The 20,191-nt window shown below is 74.5% G+C and carries 1 protein-coding gene; it reads right to left on the bottom strand.

Going from position 1 to position 20,191, the window contains the following annotated elements:
* Nucleotides 1–56: 56 nt before the first annotated feature.
* Nucleotides 57–20,186 carry a scabin-related ADP-ribosyltransferase gene (locus J2S46_RS38855; RefSeq protein ID WP_307352640.1) on the bottom strand — a complete coding sequence of 6,710 codons (20,130 nt, stop codon included), beginning with the start codon at nt 20,184–20,186 and terminating at the stop codon, nt 57–59.
* Nucleotides 20,187–20,191: the final 5 nt, after the last annotated feature.

Genomic DNA, 20,191 nt, shown 5'->3' with positions numbered 1-20,191 from the left:
CCACGGACGCCGCCCGGCCCGGCGTTCACCTGCGGCGCCGGCCCGCTCCGGGGCCCCTAGCCGAGGACGAAGGTCACCTCCTCGCCGGACTCCCAGCCGTCGTCGCCCTCGTCGTCACCGTCCTCCGCAGCGTCGTCGTCATCCTCTTCGTCATCGTCGTCGTCGCCATCGTCGTCGTCGCCATCGTCGTCGTCGCCATCGCCCGGCCCGTACGGCACACCGACCGGCAGGATGAAGGACACCTCCTCACCGGACTCCCAACCGTCGTCCGGTTCCGCATCGTCCGGTTCCGCATCGTCCGGCGAGCCGGCCGAGGGAACGCCCGGCGGCAGGAAGGGCAGCAGGAAGGGCACCTCCGCAGCGGACCCGGCCCCCGGTTCCCCGGTCGGGCCGTGCGGCCCTCCGCCGCCACTGAGGGGCGGTGCGCCGTCCTGGAGGTCGACCACCTCGGTGTCGTCGAACAGGAAGAGCAGATCGTCGAATGACTCCGAGTCGGACTCCTCCTCGTGGGCGGGCGCCGGCTGGGTCTCCACGGGGATCGGGGCCGTCCCGACCGGGGTGGCGGTCGTGGCGACACCGGCGGCGGGCGGCACCACCTCCTCCGCCTCGATCAGGACGTAGTCCTTGGCACTGTCACCGCTCGGATGCGGCATCAGGGTGCGCCCGGTCACCCGGAAGCGCGCCCCGGGCAGGAGCAGCACCTCGGCCTCCCCGCGCTTCTGGGAGAACGGGGTGATGTCGCGCCCACTGCCACCGCGCAGCCGGAGCATGTACACCACGCGGTGGCGGTACGCGCCCACCGGGTCCTTGGTGGCGAAGGTCAGCGCCGTGGTGAACTTCTTGCTGGTGCTCGCGTAGGTGTCGAACTCGAGGTGCTCCTTGGCGAAGAACTTCGCCACGAACGCACTCAGGTTGCGGTCGCTCCCCCATTCCCAGGCCCCGCGGTAGACCGTCATCTCCCGGGCGACCGGCAGGGCGTCGAGAGCCTCCATCAGCATGGCGGCGTGGAGCTTCGACTCGGCGACCACCGAGGGCAGCAGCTGGGTGATCCTGCGGTCGAGCTTGGCGTCGACGGCCTGCTGCTCGGCCGGGTCCGTCAGGCCGCGCTCGTCCATGAGCGCCTTGACCTCCCTGTCCAGGAAGAAGATGTTGGTCTCCACGAACGACTGCGCGGAGTGCTTCTTCCTGATCATGTCCTTCAGGGCCAGCCGGGTCGCCGCGGCCACGACGTCGATGACCGGCAGCCCGCTCCCGAACCCGCGGGTCCGCTCCACTACCAGGTTGATCAGGATGTGGTCGTTCCCGGTGTAGGCCCGGACCGCCGCGAACTGGGCCGGCCCGAAGCCGGCGAGCGATTCGCGCATCCGGGGTACGGGGATCCCGTGGTCGGCCAGCCAGCTCAGCACCCGCCGGTCGGTGGGCGCGGCACCGGGCGCGGGGTCGAGCTGCGCGCGGTAGAAGTCCTCCGCGTCCCTGAGGCTGGTGGTGCTGAGTCCGTAGAGGCCGCCCTTGACGCCCTTCACCGCGAGCCGGTCGCGGTAGTGCCGCTCGTGCGGCAGCAGGCCCATCGGGTCGAGCTCGCGCAGCCGCTCCTCGGCCAGGTCGGGGCCGAGCGCGTCCAGGCTCCGGTACATCGACACCGCGTCGGTCAGATCGAAGGTCCTGCCCTCCACACCGTTGAACCCGGCGATCTGGACGCCCCGCAGGATCTCGTACAGCGAGTGGTCCCTCTGCAGGAGCATCCAGCCGATCAGGCCGATGACGAAGTCCTCCCGGCGGGCCCCCTCGACGTTCAGCCAGTCGAACGCGCTCAGCATCCGGGCGGCCGTCCCGGACAGGCCCCCGATGGCGGGCATGCCCCGTGCGTCGAGCTCGCGGTGCCAGCGCGAGTCCGGGTCCAGTCGGAACCGGGCGGCCCCCTCGATCGATCCGAGCGGGAACTCCGGCCCCTGCCGCTCGGGGATCGGGTCGTCCGGCTCCAGGGTGTTCGCGGCGACGGCCTCCTCGATCTCCTGGAGTGTCATCTCGGTCAGGTCCGAGGCCCGGAGGTCCATCCGGCCGGAGACGTGCGCCGTCACGGTGGTCCTGACGTTCCCCTCGGCGTCGGGGGCGGCGGTCCGGACCTGCGCGTCGGAGACGGTCTGCCACTCCGGGAAGATCCGGGCGGTGTCCAGCTCCCCCTGCGCCGTGAGCGGGAGGGTGTCGACCTCCCGGCTCTCGACCAACGAGATCGGCAGCACCTCCCGCTCCCGGAGCAGCGCCAGCTCGCGCCGGCTCAGGCCGATCCCGGCCCGCCTGAGCCGACCCGGCGTCAGCCTGGCGGGGGAGGTCATCTCGTCGGCGCGGCGGGTCCGGATGACCTGGCTGCGGCCCAGTTCGGCGGTGTCGCCCACCGGGTCGGCGCTCCACCGGGTCAGGTTGCCCAGGGCGAACGGGTCGTCCGAGTAGTTCCCGGCGTGCTGGGGGGAGAAGACGTCCAACACCCTGCGGACCGTGCGGCGCTCCGCGCTCAGCAGGTGGTCACGGTAGGACCGCAGCCTCGCCACGTCCAGGCCCAGGGCCTGGGCCGTGAGCATCTCCGGCTCCTGGAACACCGTGACGAGCAGCTCCTTCAGGCCGCCGATGTACGGTCGGTCCCCGTCGGGCCGGTAGTAGGCCCCGTTGTAGAACGCGGTGTACCTCTCCCGGGGGTTTCCGGACGCCATCATCTTCCTGGTGGCGCGGACGGTGAGGGCCGCGTGGCCGATCTGACCCGCGCTGGTCACGTCGTCCCTGGTGAAGACCTCCATGAGGTGCAGGTCCTCGTTCCAGTCCGGGCCGTGGTGGTAGGCGAGGATCGCGGCCAGGTGCCGGAGGGCGAGGCCGACGGCGGAGCCCTCCCGCGCCGCGACGGAGGTGGCCAGCTCGGCCACGCGCTGCTCGAAGGCCTCCGCGCGCTCCTTCCACCCCGGTTGGTCGGCGACGGGGTGGCGGGGGAACAGCCGCTCGGGCCCGGCCATACCGAAGACGCGTCCGGGTTCACCGGTGGCCGGATCGTGGAAGAGCGTTCCGTCGTACTCCCCGTCACCACGGATCTGGTCGTACCCGGCGTCCTCGGCGTACGCCCAGACACCCGCGGTTCCGGAGACCTCCGGTGCGTGCTCCGGGAATTCGCCCAGCTGCGGGTCGATCCATCGCAGGACGCCACCGCCGGTGTGCAGCAGCGTCCGGGCGTGGCCGACCTGACCCTGCTCGGCGAACAGGACCAGGGCCCGCGCCCCCGGGCCGCCGCCCCGGACCAGGGCGACCACCTTCTCCAGGGCCGTGGCACCGGAGCCGTAGTGCCAGGGCGGTCCGAGCCGCCTGGTCACCTCGCGGACGGCGTCGCGCTCGGGCATGCCGTCCGGGCGGGTCCCGGCGGGGTGCGGGTCACCGTCCATGGTGTCCCACAGCGCCAGGTTGGCGTCCACGCAGTTGACGGTCGATCGGTCGGGGTTGATGTGGCCGAGCAGGCCCTCGGTCAGCAGGGGGGTGGTGCCCCGCAGGACAGGCCCGTCCGGCGCGGTGTCGAGCCAGGCCTGCTCCTGCTCGCCGGTCGGCGCGACCAGGCCGCGGTCGGCCGCCGGGGTGACGTGGCGGTCCATGGTCTGCAGGCGCTTGGGCTCGGGCCGGTCCTGGTCCTGGTCCTGGTCCTCGGCGCGGTCCCCGGCGCGCCGCTTGACCGCGGGCACCAGCACGCTGAAGACGTCGTCGCCGGGAGACCGGCGGGAGGCGGCGGACCGGCGGGAGCCGCCGGCGGGCCGGTCGACGGGGCCGGCGGGCCGGGCCGGCAGCCCGGTCGGCGGGTGCCCGGCCCCGGGCTCCTGGTTCACCGGGACCGGCGGCAGGGGCTTCTCCACGGACGCCTCCTCGGACCACGGATCCTCACCCTCGGGGAGCGGCGGCAGGGGCTTCTCCGCAGGCACGTCCTCGCTCCAGGGCTCCTCCCCCACCGGCAGCGGCGGCAACGGCTTCTCTCCCGCCGGCGGGCCGGCCGGCACGGCCTGCTCCCCCGGCGCGCCCTGGGCGGTGTCCCACCCGGGCTCGCCGACGACGCCGACCCACGCGCTCCCGACGGCGCCGGGCGCGTGCCGCCGCGGGTCGCCGGCGAAACCGCCGAGATGGGCCCGTCCCGGCCTCGTCGTCGACGGCTGCTCCGGCTCGGCCGTCCCGAGGACCGGCCGCTCCAGCCCCGGCACGAAACGGATCAGTGCCTCGCCGCCCGCCTCATGGCTCTTCACGATCTTCTCGAAGATCGACCTGTCGAAGGCCGACTCCGGCTGCCAGAACATGTGGGCACCGTGCTGGACCCCCATGTCCTGCCCGACCATGTCCTCGACGGCCTCGCCGTACTCGTCGGCCCCGATCCGGAAGCCCTCCGCGTCCTGCAGGTCGAAGATGTCGTGATCACCGGTGATCGGCTTCCAGGCACCCTGCCTGTCCCGGCCCTGGACCACGCCGTCCACCACCCGGAACTCTCCGGCCAACGACCGCATCACCGGGGCGAGTTCGGCGAACTCCACGGTCCGCTGGTCGAAGCGCGCGAGGACCCGGTTCCACAGCCCGTCCCCCATCCCCGCCGGACGCTCCGGGAGCACCGGCCGGAAGAAGCCCACCAGGCCCTTGTCCTCGGCCTTCGCCCCCAGCCAGATGTCCTCCTCGTTGACCGTCTTCGCCTTGATCGCCTTCGGCTTCGGCAGTGCCCCCGCGTCCAGGTGGGGCACCGAATCCGGATTCGTCGGCCGCACCTCGATGACGATCCCCCGCCGGTCCGCCACCCGCTGGAACTTCTCCTGGTTTCGGACGGGAACCCCGAGGACCCTCTCCGCGTACTGCGGTGACACCTCGACGAACCGCACGTCCTCGGCCACATGACGCACCCGGCCCCGGCCGGACGGCACCGTCCCCACCCGCACCGTGCCCGCCTGCGCCGGGTCCGTCCGCACCGGATCCGTCCGACCCGGGTCCCCGGCCCCGGGGGCCGCCGGGCCGATCGGCCCCGGTGAGGCCGGACCGGTGGGGCGGCCGGTGCCGTTGTCCGTGGCGTCGAGCACGTCGGCCAGGTCCAAGCGGTGATCGGGTCGGTAGTGCGGGTTCGGGACGAAGGTCACCGGCGTCGCGTAGCGGCCGGGCGCCTCGCCCCACCCGGTTCCGTCCACCACCTCGGCGCCCACGATGAACTTGCTCCGGACACCGCCGGGGAACGCGACCTCGTCCTCCAACTCGGCCAGCCCGGAGTCGGGGAACGTCCGGCGGACGTCGATGCCGCCCGGGGCGTCGATCAGGAAGCGGTAGGCCGTGCCCCATTCGTCGAACCGGCCTGCCTCCGAGCGGGTGGTGCTCACGAAGGCCGAGGGCGTGTTGGCGTTCTTGTACTCCTGGAGGGTCGGGAACTGGCCGGGGGCGCGCGGGACGAAGCCCTGCTCGAAGATGTCGCCGAGGTGGCCGAGGGCGCGCTCCGACTCCCAGCGGAACAGCAGGCTGTCGTCCACCCGCCACCGGAGCGGGGTGCCTGCGTCGTCCGCCACCAACTCGGTGTCGATCGTGTCGAACGCCGCCGCCGTTGCGTCGCCCGGTTGGAGGTCGTCGACCACCGCCGCACGCACCTCGGGGACGAATCCGATCCGCAGCTCCCCCGCGGACTCCTGGTCCAGCTCCACGTTCCGCCGCCGGAAGGCGGCGAGGGCCTGCGGCCACAGCTCGACCGGGCCCTGCGCGGGCTCCGCGGCCTGCTGGTGGAAGCGGAACCAGCCGTCCGGGCCGTACTCCCCGTAACGGTGGAAGGCCCCGTGCTCGTCGAAACCTCCGTACGGGTGACGGTAGCCGTGCTCGTCCGTCATCTCGTAGATGTGGAAGTAGCCGTACTCGTCGAACTCGCCGTACCCGTCGAGACTCTCGTGCCCCTGCCGCTGCGAGGGGTCGCCGCCGTTCCCCGGGGTGTTGTCCGGCGCCCCGGCACCCGGGCCGCCGGACCGCAGGGCCGGAACGGGTGATCCCGACGGACCGCCCGTCGCCGGCGCGGAGATGGCGCCCCAGCCGCCGGGGCCGCCCGGAACGAAGGTTCGGAACTCGCCTTCCGCGCCTCCCGGCGCCGGCTTCACGTAGAGCGTCGGCGGTTGCCCGGGCCCGGCGCCCGGCGCCGCCGCGCTGACGCCGGTGCGCCCGGTCGGGGCGTGCACCGGCAGGCCGATCACCTCCGCGACCGCCTGGGCGTGCTCGGCCGACTCGCAGCCGAGCAGCACGATCGAGGCGGGCCTGCCGCTCGCCGCGGCGGCCCGGAGGGCGGCGACGCTCGGCCGGCGGCGCAGGAGGCCGGCGACCTGCCCTGCGCCGACCCCGCTCACGCCCGACCCGTCGGTCAGCCGGAGGTCGAAGCCGGCCCGGTCGGCGTGCCCGGCGTAGAAGTACGCGTGCTCCGGATCCCAGGGGACCGGCCGGACCGCACCGCCCGACGGCTGACCGGCCGCCGCCCGGAGCTCGTAGGTCCCGAGCGCGCGCAGCCTGCGGTAGGCGCCCTCCCGCAGCGCCCAGTCACCGTCGTGGAAGACGGCCCGTCCGATCGAGCGGCCGTGTTCGTCGGTGATCGTCCGGGTCCGGATATCCGCGTCGGGGATGCTCCGGCCGTCCGGGGCCAGCACACGGCCGGCCGGGGCCGGGCCGCTCCCCCCGCCGACATCGGGGGCAGCGCCCGGGCCGACGTTCGGGTCGGTGTCCCGGGCGGTGTCCCGGCCACCGCTGTTGTCGGTCCCGGGCTGCTCCGTGCCGGGGTTCGGCGGATCACCGGCCGACTCCGCGGGTGTCTTCGGTGCGTCGGCGGGCTCCGGGACGGGGCGAGGTGCCCGGGCCGGCGTCGGCCCGGGCCACCGGCGCCCGTACTCCCGGTCCACGGCCGTGAAGTAGGTGTCCCCCGGTGCTTCGACCGTCCTGGCCACCTCCGCCTTCGGGACCGACACCACGAACGGGACCACCCCGGTGGAGACCGCCGCCTCGCCCGCGCGGTGGAAGGCGAACCGGAAGGCCACATGGCCCTCGAAGTGCACCAGCGGGACCGGCACCTTGGAGTTGGCGATGGTCCGGCCGCCCGCGGACCGCTCCCCGCCCTGGCGCCGGCGGTAGCCGCCGCCGAGGAGCACCGACGTGGAGAACTTGCTCCGCAGTTTCGAGAACTCGGCGCCGACCTGCCCCATCACCTGGAGGTGGCGGGAGGTGAGGACGCGTCGGCTGCGCCGACCGGAGGCCTCGCCGACCAGCGCGACCTCCGCCCCGGCCTCCTCCCGGAGATGGGCGAGATCGACCACCTCGGCCGTCACCGACACCCAGGCGCTGCGGCCCTTCACCTGGAAGGGCGTTCCGACGAGTTCCCCGCCCGCCGTCAGCCTCGGCAGGGCCGCCGTCAGCCGCTCGCGGCCGAACTCGGCCATCACCCGCTCGGAGCGCCGTCCGCCGCCCGCCACCTTGCTGTCCCAGGCACCCTGGAAGTGCCTGCGCCCCTCGGTGTCCAGCAGACTGCGCAGCGACCCGACGTCCGGCAGGTCGCGGATCTCCTGGGGCGCGAACCCCTCCGTCCAGACCCGGGCCGGCGGGACGGAGTGCGTCCGCGGGCCGGGGTCCGGCAGCGGGGCGTAGCCCCGCCCCGCCGGCGGGGGGCCGTCACCGGCGGTGACCGCCGGAGGGGCCTCGAAGCGGAGGTCGGCCCCGTTCGCGGCCGGCCCGGTCTCGGCCGTCTCGACCAGCGCCTGGAAGCCGACCCTGGCGTAGCCGAAGGCGTTGCGACGGACGGCGAAGGAGGACCTGGTCATCGGGGCGATCTGGTCGGGGGTCCGGTCGCTGCGCGGCCCGGGGCCGGGCTTGCGCCTGACGGAGGGCCGGGCGATCTGCTCCTGGTGACGCGCCTGCTCGGCGAGGTACCGCTCGCGCAGTTCCTCGCTCCCGGGCCGGTCCCCGAGGTCCCGGATCCGCTGGTCCAGCCGCCTCAAGTCCGCCGTCCACCTCGCGAGGACGGACTCGTCGATCCGCTGCTGCTGCTCGTCGAGCAGGGGTCGCAGCGCCGCCCGGTGCTCGGCGTCCAACTCCTCGTTCGCGACCCGGTACGCCTCGGGGCCGAGCTCGTCCGCGCGCTTCGCCAGGTCCTTCTGGCGGGCCGCGAACGCCCGTTGGATCGCGTCGATCCGGCGCTGTTCGTCCCGGGCCGGAGCGGGGACGGACTTGTCCACGGCCCTGTCCCAGAGGCGCAGGTTCCGCCGGAACTCCAGGTGGAGCAGGGCGGTCCCCTCGAAAACGCTGCCGGGAACCTTGGTCTTGGTGCCGACCCCCGTGCCCACGGCGCTGGAGGTCTCCGCGATGTGGTCCCGTCCGCCGACGTGGCTGAGCGTGCCACCGGCCACCACGGCGGCGGGCAGCACCCCGACCGGGTCGGAGGTGCCGACGATCCGGAGGGCGGTGGCCTGGCTGCTACCGCGCGTGTAGGCGGTCAGGCCGTCCGTACCGCCGCTGGAGTGGCCGGTGGCGCTCCCGCTGTTGAACTCGGTCGCCTTGGTGTCGGCGACGTGCACCATGTCCTGCACGCTCGCCCGGACGGTCACGGTGCCGCCGCGCACGGCGATGGTCCAGCCCTGGCCGGCCATCAGCGGCCGCAGGCGCTGCTGGAGGGCCTCGGCGGTGAACTTCGGTGCCAGCTCCTCCTTGACCCGGCGCCAGTTCCGGTCCGAGCCGAAGACCTCCCGGCCGGTGGCGTCCACCTGGTCCAGTACGTGGCCGGCGCCCGGCCGGCGAGGCGGGGCGGGGGCCGCGGGCAGCGGTTGGAGCGGGACGTCCCCCGGCTGCTCCGGCTGCGGGTCCGCGTCGACCCCGGGCCGCTCCGCCCCGGGAGCGTGGACCGGCACCACAGCGGTGTGCTCCGGCGGACGGATCGGGGAGACCCGGAGGACGATGTCGGTGGCACCGAGCACCAGCGAGCGCATCACCCGCTGCGGGGCGTGACGCGGCTCGGCCGGGGCCGGCTTGGCCTTGGCCCCGGGGGCCACCGCCGACTCGCGGAGCGGGAACGCGAACTCGCCCCCGGTCGTGGCGTCCAGGGTGTGCCGGATCGCCCGGTTCCCCGGAAGCCCGAAGGTACGGGTGAGGTCCACGTCGACCGTGAACGTCAGGTCGCCCCGGAAGACCGCCGCGGCCTCGACCGTCTTCCCCTTGGACACCGCGTTGCTGCCGATGTCCCGGGTGCCGCCGATGACCCCGTCGGAGTTCCAGGCGTGGCTCAGCGCGCCCTGCAGATGGGGAACCTTGCCGGCGAGGGCGATGCTCCATGTCGTCCTGGCCCGCTCGTCGTGCATCAGGCCGGTGGACGTGGTGGTCTCGGTGCCGACCTCGAACTCGAAGTCCTTGACGGACTTCAGGTACGTCAGGCCGGTGACCGCCGCACCGGTGATCCGGATCTCACCCGTCACCCCGCCGGCGGAGACCGCGGCCCCCCAGCTGCGGCCGCTGGTGAGCGCGGACGCCATCGGCCGGAGCGCGACCGCGTCGAAGTACGGCATCAGGTCCGCGGCGACCCGCTCCCAGTGGGAGCCGAAGACCGGGGCCAGGGACTCGCGGAGCCTGTTCACCACGGCGAGGCCGTCGGTCAGCGTCAGGACGGCGTCGGAGGACCCGAGCTGCCGGTTCCGGGCCACCCGTTCCGGTGGCAGGGGAGGCTCGGCGGTCTCCTCGGCAGGCTTCGTGGCGTCCTCGGCGGGCTCGGGGGCGCCGTCGACAGGCTTGGGGGTGTCGTCGGCGTGCCCGGGCACCGGGGCCACGACGGGATCCGGCCGGGTGAAGACCTCCTGTTTCGCCTGCGGTCCCTCCGTCAGGTAGGACGCTGCCCGGGACTGCGGGACCGCCACCACGAACCGCACCTCGGGGTGGGGTCCGGCGGCCGCGGCGTCCAGGCCGCCCTGATCGGCCAGCCGCACGTTCAGCCGGGCGGTGGCGAGGTACACCGCCATCGGCTCGGGGAACTTGGCACTGGACACCGTGCTGGAGCCGGCCGCCGTACGGTCACCGGTGCGCCACCGGCGGGACCCGCCCCGACCGGCCGAGGCGGACGCCCATTCGCCCGCGGGGAAGTCGTGGTGGAGCCCGCCCTGGATCTGACCGCCCAGCGTCAGGCCGGTGATGTCCCGTGCGGCGTCGCCCACCGCGGTCTCGTTGAGGATGTTCAGCTCGGCGGTGTCGATCGTCCGCAGGAACTCCAGCCGCTGGACCCGGGCGGTGGCCTGCACCGTCGTGTCCGCGTGCCGCGGGCGGCTGAGCAGCGGGCCCTGGAGCGGGAGGTCGCGGGTCATCGCGGGCAGCGAGGCCGCCAGCCGCTCCCGCCGGAAGGTGTGCCGGACGGCCTCGCGGAACCCAGCCCATCCGTCCTGCCGGAACGCCCCCACCCCCAGTTCGTCGAGGGCGGTGTGCAGGTCCCGGCCCTGCTCCACCCCTGCGGACGGGCCCGTGCCGGCCAGCACGTCCAGCACCACGGCGCTCTCCGGCAGCCCGCCCTGCCAGATCTCCGGCCCGGGCCGCCACGCGGTCGATCCGGGCGGCAGCGCGGGCGACACCAACGGACCGGGTACCACCGGCCCCGGACGGAAGGGCGTCGACACGTCGGCGGCCACCGAGTCGGCCGCCTCGGCCAGCACCTGGAAGCCGAGCAGACCGGTGGCACGGGTCCCGTGGTCGCCCGCGGACCCGCCGTCCGGCCGGTACTCGAAGGTGAGCACCGCCCGGCCGTCGAAGACCACCCCGGCGGCCTTCACCTTCACGGCGTTGCCCGCCCGCAGCGTGACCCGGTCGATCGCGCTGCGGTCGTGGCCGAACTGGCCGGAGCCGCTCCCGGTGACGCCGAACGGCAGCTGACCGAAGTCGGTGTGCTTGACGGACGGCGCCCCTGCCACGCTCAGGCTGTCGGTGACGGACGCGACGACGGTACGGGTCACGTCGGTGCCCGTGTTGAACTCCGTCGGCCCGGTGGTGCGCAGCTGCGTCATCTCCGAGACCCGGGCGAAGACCAGCACGTGACCCCGCTCACCGGACAGCAGGATCTCCACCGGCTCGCCGTTCATCATCGACTTCAGCTCGGTGCGCAGGGTCAGCAGGTCCAACCGGCCGAGGATCTCGGCGCGGACCGCCGCCCAGTCCCCGCCGAAGGTCTCGGCGCCGAACGCGTCCAGGGAATTCCGGGTGGTGCCGGCGGGCAACGCGGCCGCGGGGGCGGCGGCCGCGAGCAGCCGGGGGACGCCGCCGCCCGTCCGCCGCCCGTCCGCGTCGATGATGTGGACGCTCTTGACCACGTCCGTCCCTCCGAGCGCCAGCGACTGCTGGACGCGCAGCGGCGGGAGGTAGTGCCGCTGCCCGGGGGGCGGCACGGCATCCGCGGACTCGGCGGCCGGCACCACGACCGGAACCGGCAGGTCGATCCGGAGCCGGTGCCGATCGGCCGCGCCTCCCGGCCCCACCGGCAGGCTCTTCCCGTCCTTGCGGACGCCGGAGAAGTCGATCCCCAGGCGGATGTCGGCGTCGATCCGCAGGGCGGGCTCCGGCGTCTTGCTCCGGGAGAAGGTCCTCCCCCTGCTGTCGACGGTGGCGGCCTTGCTGCGGTCTCCCACCGCGCCGAGCTGCCCGGCCATGCTGGTCTCCGGGGCGTTCGGGGTGAACTTGCCCCCCAGCAGCAGCCCGCCGCCGAACCGTCGGCGGCCCTCCTCGAAGGATCCGGTGGTGACGAAGGAGTCGCTGCCGTCCTCGAACTCGAACTTCTTCTCCTCCTTGGTGGTCACGGCCCGGACGACCGTGGCCGTGACCTGGATGTCGCCCTTCCAGCCGTCGAGCTCGAACGGCAGCGCGAGCAGTTCGCCCTGGGTCAGCGACGCCAGGACCGGCTGCAGGGCGTCGAGGTCCAGTGCACCGGAGAGCTGGTCCCGGACCGCCCCGGCCAGCCGTCGGCGCTCGGCGACCGACTGCGCCTCGGCCTTGATCAGCCGGTCCCGCGCCCGGGTGACCCGTTGTTCCGCGGAGACCCGCCGGGGGCCCGCCGGTGGTGCGGCGGACAGTCGCTGCTCAGCCTCGGCCACCTGGTCGCGGGCCTGCCGCTCCGCGGCCGGCAGATCCCCGGCCAGCGCCGCCGTGAGGGAGGCCACGACCCGGTCCAGGACCCGGTCGGCGGGGCCGGGGATCGGCAGGACCCGGTCGCCACCGCCGAGCTGGCCGGCACCGCCGTGGGTGAGCCGCTCCGGCGGGGCCGACAGCGCAGGCTTCTCCGCCACCTGAGCGGGCGACGGCTCCGCCGTCGGCACCGGCCCCGCCTCCGGCCCGACCTTCGGCACCGACGCCGGGACGGGCGGTTCCGGCACCGACGGCACGTCCGCGCTCGGCAGCGGCTCGGGCCGCGGGACGGGCCGCAGCGCCGAGTAGTGCGCCTCGTCGCCGGCCTGGCGGTAGAGCAGCACCGTGCGGCGATCGGCGTCCGGCAGGTAGTCGACATGGTGTCCGCCGCTGTCGAGCACCCCGAGGTTGAGGCCCAGCGCGGCGGCCGCGATCCGGGGCACCTCGTCGAAGAAGGGCGTGTTCCACAGGTCGCGGTCGCGGATGGCCAGGTCGACGGCCTCGCTCGGCCGCATGTCCCGCAGCCGCTCCGGGCCCAGGTCCCGGAGACCGGAACGGGCGAGCCTGGGGTTCGTCGCGAGGAGGCGCTCCCAGGCGCCGCTCCCGGGGTCGCCGAGCAGCAGGGCGGCGTCCCTCCGGACCGGGGCGAGCAGGTCGGGGTGGGTGGGCGCCGGGCCCGTCCCACCCACCACGTCCCAGAGCCGGCTCGGGGCGAGGTCCATGACCAGCGCGTCCAGGGCCGACTGCCCGGTCGCGTCCGCGGCCTCGCGGTGGACGGCGGCCTCCGGCCCCCGGTACCAGTGCAGGACGGCCTCGCGCAGCCCGTCCACGTCCAGGTGCTGGTGCTCCCACCCACCGAACTGCCGGTACGCGCCGACCAGCAGGGAGGTGAAGAGGCAGTCGCCGTCACCGGGCACGGTGAGTGCCTCGTAGGGCTGCCCGGCGACGGCCAGGCCGGCCCTGTGGACGCCTCGCTCGCGGGACGCGACCTCCGCCACCGGCCGGGTGGGCGAGCCCGGGGCGCCGGGCCCGGCGGACGCCCCGGGCTGGGGCAGCCGCGGCGCCCGTGGGGCGTGGTGCGGGTGCTCCGGGACGGTCCCGGGGGCGGCGCCGGTGGGCGCGGCGGCGGCCGGGTGCCCGGCGTTCGCCGACAGCGCCCGGTACCGGTCGAACGTCAGCTCCCGGACGAAGGGGCCTGAGCGAAGGACGTCCTCGATGCGCCGGACGTGCCGGGGCAGCACCTCGAAGCCGTCGCCGTGGGCGGCCGCTCCCATGACACCGGGCTCGCCGGGGAACCGCTCGGTCCGCCGGAGGGCCGTGGAGCTGTCCGCGTACTCGTCCGGCAGGCCGAGGAAGTGCATCAGTTCGTGCACCAGGACGCCGCGGGTGCTCCGCGCGTACCAGAGCAGTTGGTCGCTCCGGCCGGCGCCGGGGGCCACCCTGACCGTCCGGTGGGCGTCCGTCAGGCCGTCGGCCCGCTCGATCCTCAGGTGGAACTGGGCCCCGTCGGACAGCGTGAACCGGCCGTTGACGTGCTGGTCGACGGCGGACAGCGCCTCGTCCCAGAGCCGGTCGACCTGCTCCGGGGAGGTGCTCGTGCCGTCCTGCGCCTTGAGGTCCAGCCGCAGGGTGAACTCCCGGACCCACCGGCCCGGCCGAGCCTCGAAATGCCGCACGTCGTAGTCGATCCGGGTCATCGCGCCCCGGAGGTCCCCGAGCGGCCGCTCGCCGCCCGGCGCCCTGGCGGCGTACTGCGCGGGCAGTGAGGGTCCGGCGATCGCACCGCTCCCCGGCTGGCCCTCCACCAGCGGGTCGAAGCGGGTGGTGGACATCCGTGCCGGCCGGGCGAAGCGCCGCACGGCGGCCCAGGCCTGCGGCGGCAGCAGTGCCGGACCGGTCCCGGGCGGGGGCGCGACCGTCGCCGGGGAGGCCTGGGAGGCCTCCGCGGCCACCAGGGTGGAACGCGCCGTCTGCGCCTCCGTCCAGGGCTCTCCGGCCGGCACGGCTTCCCCGGTGTCGGCGGTCGGCCCGCCGACCGTGACGGGCATCGGCGGCTGCCCGGCGGGCGCGTTGTCGTTCTGCTCCCGTTCCTCCGCGGTGAGCGGTGGCTGGTCCTCGCCCCAGCACTCCACGGGGAAGCCGGCGGCCATGGCGAGGAACTCGTCCTCACCGAGGTAGAGCGAGTGCTCCTTCGGGCCGTCCATCCTGATCTGGAGGTGGGTGCCGAACACGCGGTGGATCGGGAGGGTCTGCATGGTGAGCCAGAAGGTGCCGCCTTCAGGATCCTTGTACGGGGTCAACAGGCTGAAGGACTCGGCGGGACCGCGCCGGATCTCCACCGGCCGGTGGTTCCTCCTCGTCGGGCCGGGCTCGTACTGCTCCGCCAGGGCCTCGATCGTGCGCTGCTCCAGCCGGATCAGCCGGACCGTCCCCGCCTGCCGGTCGACCCGGGGCATCCGGACGGTCCGCAGCATCTCGTAGGTGAAGACGTGTTGGGCGGCCAGGCTCCGCAGAAGGACGGGGTCGTAGCTGAGGCCGAGGACCTCCTCCCCGCCGATCTCCGTCCGGAACCCCGGGGTCTCCCGCAGCCGGCGGTCCAAGCCGTTCAGCCAGAAGTACGCATCGTCCAGGTGCTGCCTGCCCGGATTGCGGAAGTGCGCGAACAGGACCTTCGCCTGCAAGGATTCCGGTGAGGACGAGGTGGCCGACTGCGCCTCGCCCCAGGCGTAGAGGTGCTGCCTGTTCCCGCCCGCCTTCTGGTCGAGCCAGGTGTAGAACCGCATCGAGGCACCGTCCGAACCCCTCAGCGACCTCCCCGGATCCGCCGGGGACGCGGGCGCGGGCGGCAGCGGTGCGCCGGGATCGACGAGGCCGTTCACCACTCCGACGGGCCGGGCCGACAGCTCGTGCGGGAACCGGGCGGGGACGTCACTGGCACGGAACAGCATCTGCAGCCGGAGGAACTCGCTGATGTAGGCGGGCGTCCAACCGTCGTCACTGAGCAGCTCGTACGTGGCCAGCAGCGTTTCGGCGGCGTCCCGCCCGGCTCCGTCGGTGTCCTTCTCCTCCCGGGCGCGCTCGACGATCCGCCGCAACCGCCGACCCACCTGCTCGGCCGCCCGCTCGTAGACCGCCGCCATCCGGTCCAGTTGAGCGTCGTCGGTCACCTCGGCCAGGTCGTAGTCCCACACCATCGCCTCGTGGCCCTGGTACAGGATGAACGCAGGCAGGTGGTCCCCCGCGCGCCACAGCCGGTCGGCCGTGAACGCCCCCTCGATCGGTGGCTCGTCCAGGAGCGGTGGCAGTGGCAACAGTTGAAGCGGTGTGAGCTCGGGAGCGGACGGTTCGGAAGCGGACGGCTCGGGAGCCGACGCCTCGGAAGCGGACGGCTCGGGAGCCGACGCCTCGGAAGCGGACGGCTCGGGAGCCGACGCCTCGGCAGCGGACGGCGCCGGCGACGGGGGCCGCACGGCGGTGGCCGGCTGGTCGAGCGCCGGAGCGGGTACCGGCGACGGCAGTACCGGCGGCGCGGCGCTCTGCACGGCCGGGGCCGGGTGCGCGGGCTGCTGCTCCGGCGTGCCCGGGTCGTCGTCCCAGGTGTCGTCCTCGGACTCGGCGTCCGAGTCCTGCCGCATCCGAGGAGGCAGCGGCAGCAGTGGGTTCGGCGGAGCCTGTGGCGCCGTCCACCTGGTGTCCGGGGTCTCAGGCTCAGGGCGGGAGGCTTCGGCGTGCGGGGGCGTGAGGTGCAGGGGCGTGGAGCGGGAGTCCCGGCCCGGCTGGTGGGCCGCCCCTGGCCCGCGGCCGGTCCCGAGCGGATCGCCGTGGACCCCGCGGTCCAGGCCTGGCGAGGCCACCGGAGCGGGGAATCGCGGCATCAGGCCGCGGGCCTCCAAAGACTCGACGCGGACGCCCAGTTCAGCCGCCAGCTCGTGCCAGGCCCGGGCCGCCGCCGCGTCGGCGGGCGTCCGGGAGCCACGACTGCCGGAACCCCGGCCGTCCCCGTCACCCTGGGCCGCGAACTCCTCGGCACGCCGGGCGATCCGCGCCTGCGCGTCACGCAGCGTCAGATGCTCCGACCGGCCCGAGTCGCCACCCGACTTGTCCCTGAGGTCCTGCAGCAGCAGCTTCCAGGCCTGTTCCTGCGCGGCCTGCCGGGCGGCCTCCCGCTGATCCGTGCGGGCCGCTTCCTCGGCCGCGGCGCGGGTCCGCTCCTGGAGGGCCTCCCATCGGGCCTCGGCCTGCGCGGCCCTCCGTGCCTCGGCGTCCGCCTGCTGCTCGGCCTTCGCGGCCGCGGCCTCCCGCGCGTCCTGGGCCAGCTTCTCGGCGTGCTCGCGGCCCTCGGGGGACGCCTCGTAGTCGTTCCGCCGCTGCTCGGTGGCCGTGTGCCGCCGGTCCCGGGCGGCCGCGTCGGGCGTGCCGCCGGGCCGCGTGCCGTCCGTTCCGCCCAGGCGCTCGCCCCCGGACGGAAGGACGGGCCCCTGCTCCGCCGCCGGGTGCTTGTTCGCCCGGGTGTCCTGCGCGGCCTCACCGGCCTTCCGCCGGATCTCGGCGTCACCGTCCGTCAGGCGGTACCCCTCGCCGGGGAAGGACTCCGGTTTCGGGGCCGGCTTGTCGGCGGCCGGCGCGTCGGTCGCGGGCTTGTCGGCGGCCGGCCTGTCGCCCGTCGGCGCCGGCTCCACCCGCGTCTCGCTGCCCGTGGACCGGTCGCGGGACTTCGTCCCGCCGGCACCGCTGCCGGAGCCGTCGCCGCCGCTCCGCGGGGATCCGTCGGACCCGGCCTCGGCTGCCTCCTCCTCGGCCTTGCGCCTGACCTCGTCGAAGGTCACGATCCGCGGCCTCTTCGGGCCGTTCTCCGCGCCTCCGGTCTTCGCCGGGCCGGGCGTGTCCGCCGTCGGGCCACCGCTCTCCCGTACGTTCCTCCGGCGGTCCAGGAACGCCTGCGCCCCCTCCGAACGCGGACCGGACCCACCACCCAGGGCGGCACCGTCACCCGCGAAGGGCACGAACGGCTTCTCCTCGTCCCCCGCCGAACGGCCACCCTCCCGCAACGTCTCCTGACGATCCAGGAACGCCTCCGCCCCCTCCGAACGCGGACCCGACCCACCACCCAGCACCACACCGTCACCCGGGAACGGCCCGTCCCCGGCCCCGTCCCCCTCACCCCTACCCCGGACCTCGTCGAACGTGACGATCCGCGACCCCTTCGGGCCGTCCCCCTCACCCCCGGACCTCGCCGGGCCGGGCGTGTCCGCCGTCGGGCCACCGCTCTCCCGTACGTTCCTCCGGCGGTCCAGGAACGCCTGCGCCCCCTCCGAACGCGGACCGGACCCACCACCCAGGGCGGCACCGTCACCCGCGAAGGGCACGAACGGCTTCTCCTCGTCCCCCGCCGAACGGCCACCCTCCCGCAACGTCTCCTGACGATCCAGGAACGCCTCCGCCCCCTCCGAACGCGGACCCGACCCACCACCCAGCACCACACCGTCACCCGGGAACGGCCCGTCCCCGGCCCCGTCCCCCTCACCCCTACCCCGGACCTCGTCGAACGTGACGATCCGCGACCCCTTCGGGCCGTCCCCCTCACCCCCGGTCCTCACCGGGCCGGGCGTGTCCGCCGTCGGAGCACCGGCCGCCCGCAGCTGCTCCTGCCGCCTCAGGAACGCCTGGGCCGGCGACAGGACCTCCTCGACGGCGTTCCGGAGATTGCCCTGGGCGGCCTGGCCGGCCTGGGCGTCCTTGTTGGGCGGGGTCGGCTCGGGCTTCGACTCCGGCTTCGGCTGGGGCTCAGGGTTCGGCGCCTTCGGGCCGGGCTTCGGCTCAGGCCTGGGGTCCGGCCCGTTCGAGCCCGGGTCCTTGGGGCCGGTCGGGCCGCCCTCGGTCCGCGGCGGTGTGCCACCGCCGCCGCCACCGTCCTTGGGCGGGTGGCCCGGGTTCGGACCCGGCCCCGGGTCGGGGTTCGGGCCGGGGCCGGGCTTCGGCGCGGCGTTCTGCGCGGAGTCGTGCCCGGCGTTCTGCGCGGCGTTGCGTGCGGCGTTGCGTGCGGCGTCCGGGTCAGGCTTGACGGTGGATTCCGGGTGCGGCCGCTGGCCGCCGCCGGGGCCGCCGCCGGCAGCGGACGCCCCGGGCGCGGCGGACGTCGCGGTGGAACCGCCGGTGCTCCTGGCGCCGTCGCCCGCGTTCTTCCGCGCCTCGCTTCCGGCGGCGCCACCGCCGTCACCACCGCCCGAGGACTCGGTGCTGCGCCGGGGTGCCGGCTCGGGGATCCTCGCGCTGCCCGTGGTGTCCTTGGGGCCGGCGGCGGACTTGTCGCCGCCGGACTCCGTCACGACGCCCGGTTCGGGGGCCTGCGGCTTCGCCGCTCCGCTGCCGGAGCCGGCGCCGCGGTCCGACCCGGACGCGTCCGAGCCGCCCTCGGTCCGGTGGCCGGAGGGCGGCGCGCCGAGCGATGTGGTGGAGCCGGCGGCGTCGTCGCCGTGGAGGTGCAGGGAGCCGCCCGGGACCTGGTCGTGGCCCCCGGGCCGGGGCACCGGAAAGGGCGCGGGGTGCCCCGCCACGTTGCTGATCGCCGACAGCAGGGTCAGCGGGTGCATCGCGCCGTAGTACTTGCCGTTCGCGGGGTTGATCTGGGAGCTGTCGAGCCCCCGGACGAAGTCCACGTACTTCGTGGTCAGCGGCGAGGCCAGCCCCATGATCATGTGGCGGGCGCCGCCCATCATGAAGCCGCCGAGGAAGCTCATCCCGCTGGCCGACCACTCACCGTAGTAGATCTGGTTGAAGAAGCCCTCGGTGAGGTACTGGTTGGTCCCCATCTTGATCTGCTCGCCGAGGACGTGCCCGAGGACGAACATGGTGTTCATCCGGTCGACCCGGCCGGCGAGTTCGGGCAGCTTCTCGGCCAGCGCCCGCAGACCCGCCGACGGGGCGTGGCTGCCGCCCTCGGCGATCTCGCGCAGGGCGGTGCCGAGGGCCGTCCGACCTGCGGCCGACTTGGCGCCGTTCTCCGCGAAGGTCTTGCCGAACCTCTCCCCGAGTTCCCGGGCCGTCCTGGTGCCGAGCTCCTTGCCGAGCCCCTTCTCGAAGACCTTCCCGAGGTTCTCCGCGAACCGCGCCCCGGCCGCGGCGCCGACCTTGCCGCCGGCGCCGAAGCCCTTCCCGAGATACCGGGAGTTCTCCTTGAGCAGCTTGCTGATGTTCTTGGCGAACTCGGAGGCCGCCTCGTTGGCGACCAGCCGCCCGGCCTCCTTGCCCAGGCCCTTGGCCGCGCCGCCCGCGGCACCCCCGGCGGCGCCGGCCCCGAGCTCCTTCACCAGGTTGCCCAGTTCCTTGGTCACGAAGATCTTGGCGAGGCCCGCGCCCAGCAGCTTGCCGAGCCCCATGCCCAGCAGGTGCAGCGGACCGGCGACGGCTCCGCTGATCGCGCCCATGATCGCGGCCTGCTTGGTGAGGTCCTTGTCCCACTCGTGCCGGTTGCCCTGGCCGAACTGGATCCCCTGGAGGATCGCGTCCATGACCAGGCCGCCCACCACGCCGAAGAGGGTGTGCGTCACGATCACCTGGACGAGCTTCTTCAGCAGGTTGATGATGATCGTCTTCACGACCTGCTTCAGGCCCTCGGCCGCGGCCATCGAAGCCCCGAAGGTGAACGGGAAGAAGGCGATCGCCAGCGCTATCTCGACCAGCAGCTGGACGATCTGACCGATGATCATCCACTTGGTGTACTCGACGGTGTTCGCGACCTTGCCCGCGAACTCCCCCAGCTCACCGGCGAGCTGCCCCGCCGTGGCGAGGTAGTCGGTCCCGTCGTCGCCGACGAACCGCCCCATCTCGCGGGCGAACCCCTCGGCGGCCTCGCCCTCGAACTGGCTCCGGCACCTCGCCACCAGGTCGACGACGTACCCCCGCAGCTTCGGCAGATCCTCGGCGAGCGCGGCGTAGTCGTCCCGGACGTCACGCAGCAGGCCTTCGTCGGACTCCGGCCACGGCATTCCGGTGAGGATGTGGAAGAACGTCGCGACGCCGGGCGAGACCTGGATCGACGAGTGGGCCATGACGG

The organism is Kitasatospora herbaricolor (assembly GCF_030813695.1).
Classification (GTDB): Bacteria; Actinomycetota; Actinomycetes; order Streptomycetales; family Streptomycetaceae; genus Kitasatospora; species Kitasatospora herbaricolor.
The sequence above is the reverse complement of the archived record's forward strand: the minus strand, read 5'-3'. Positions and strand labels throughout refer to the sequence as shown.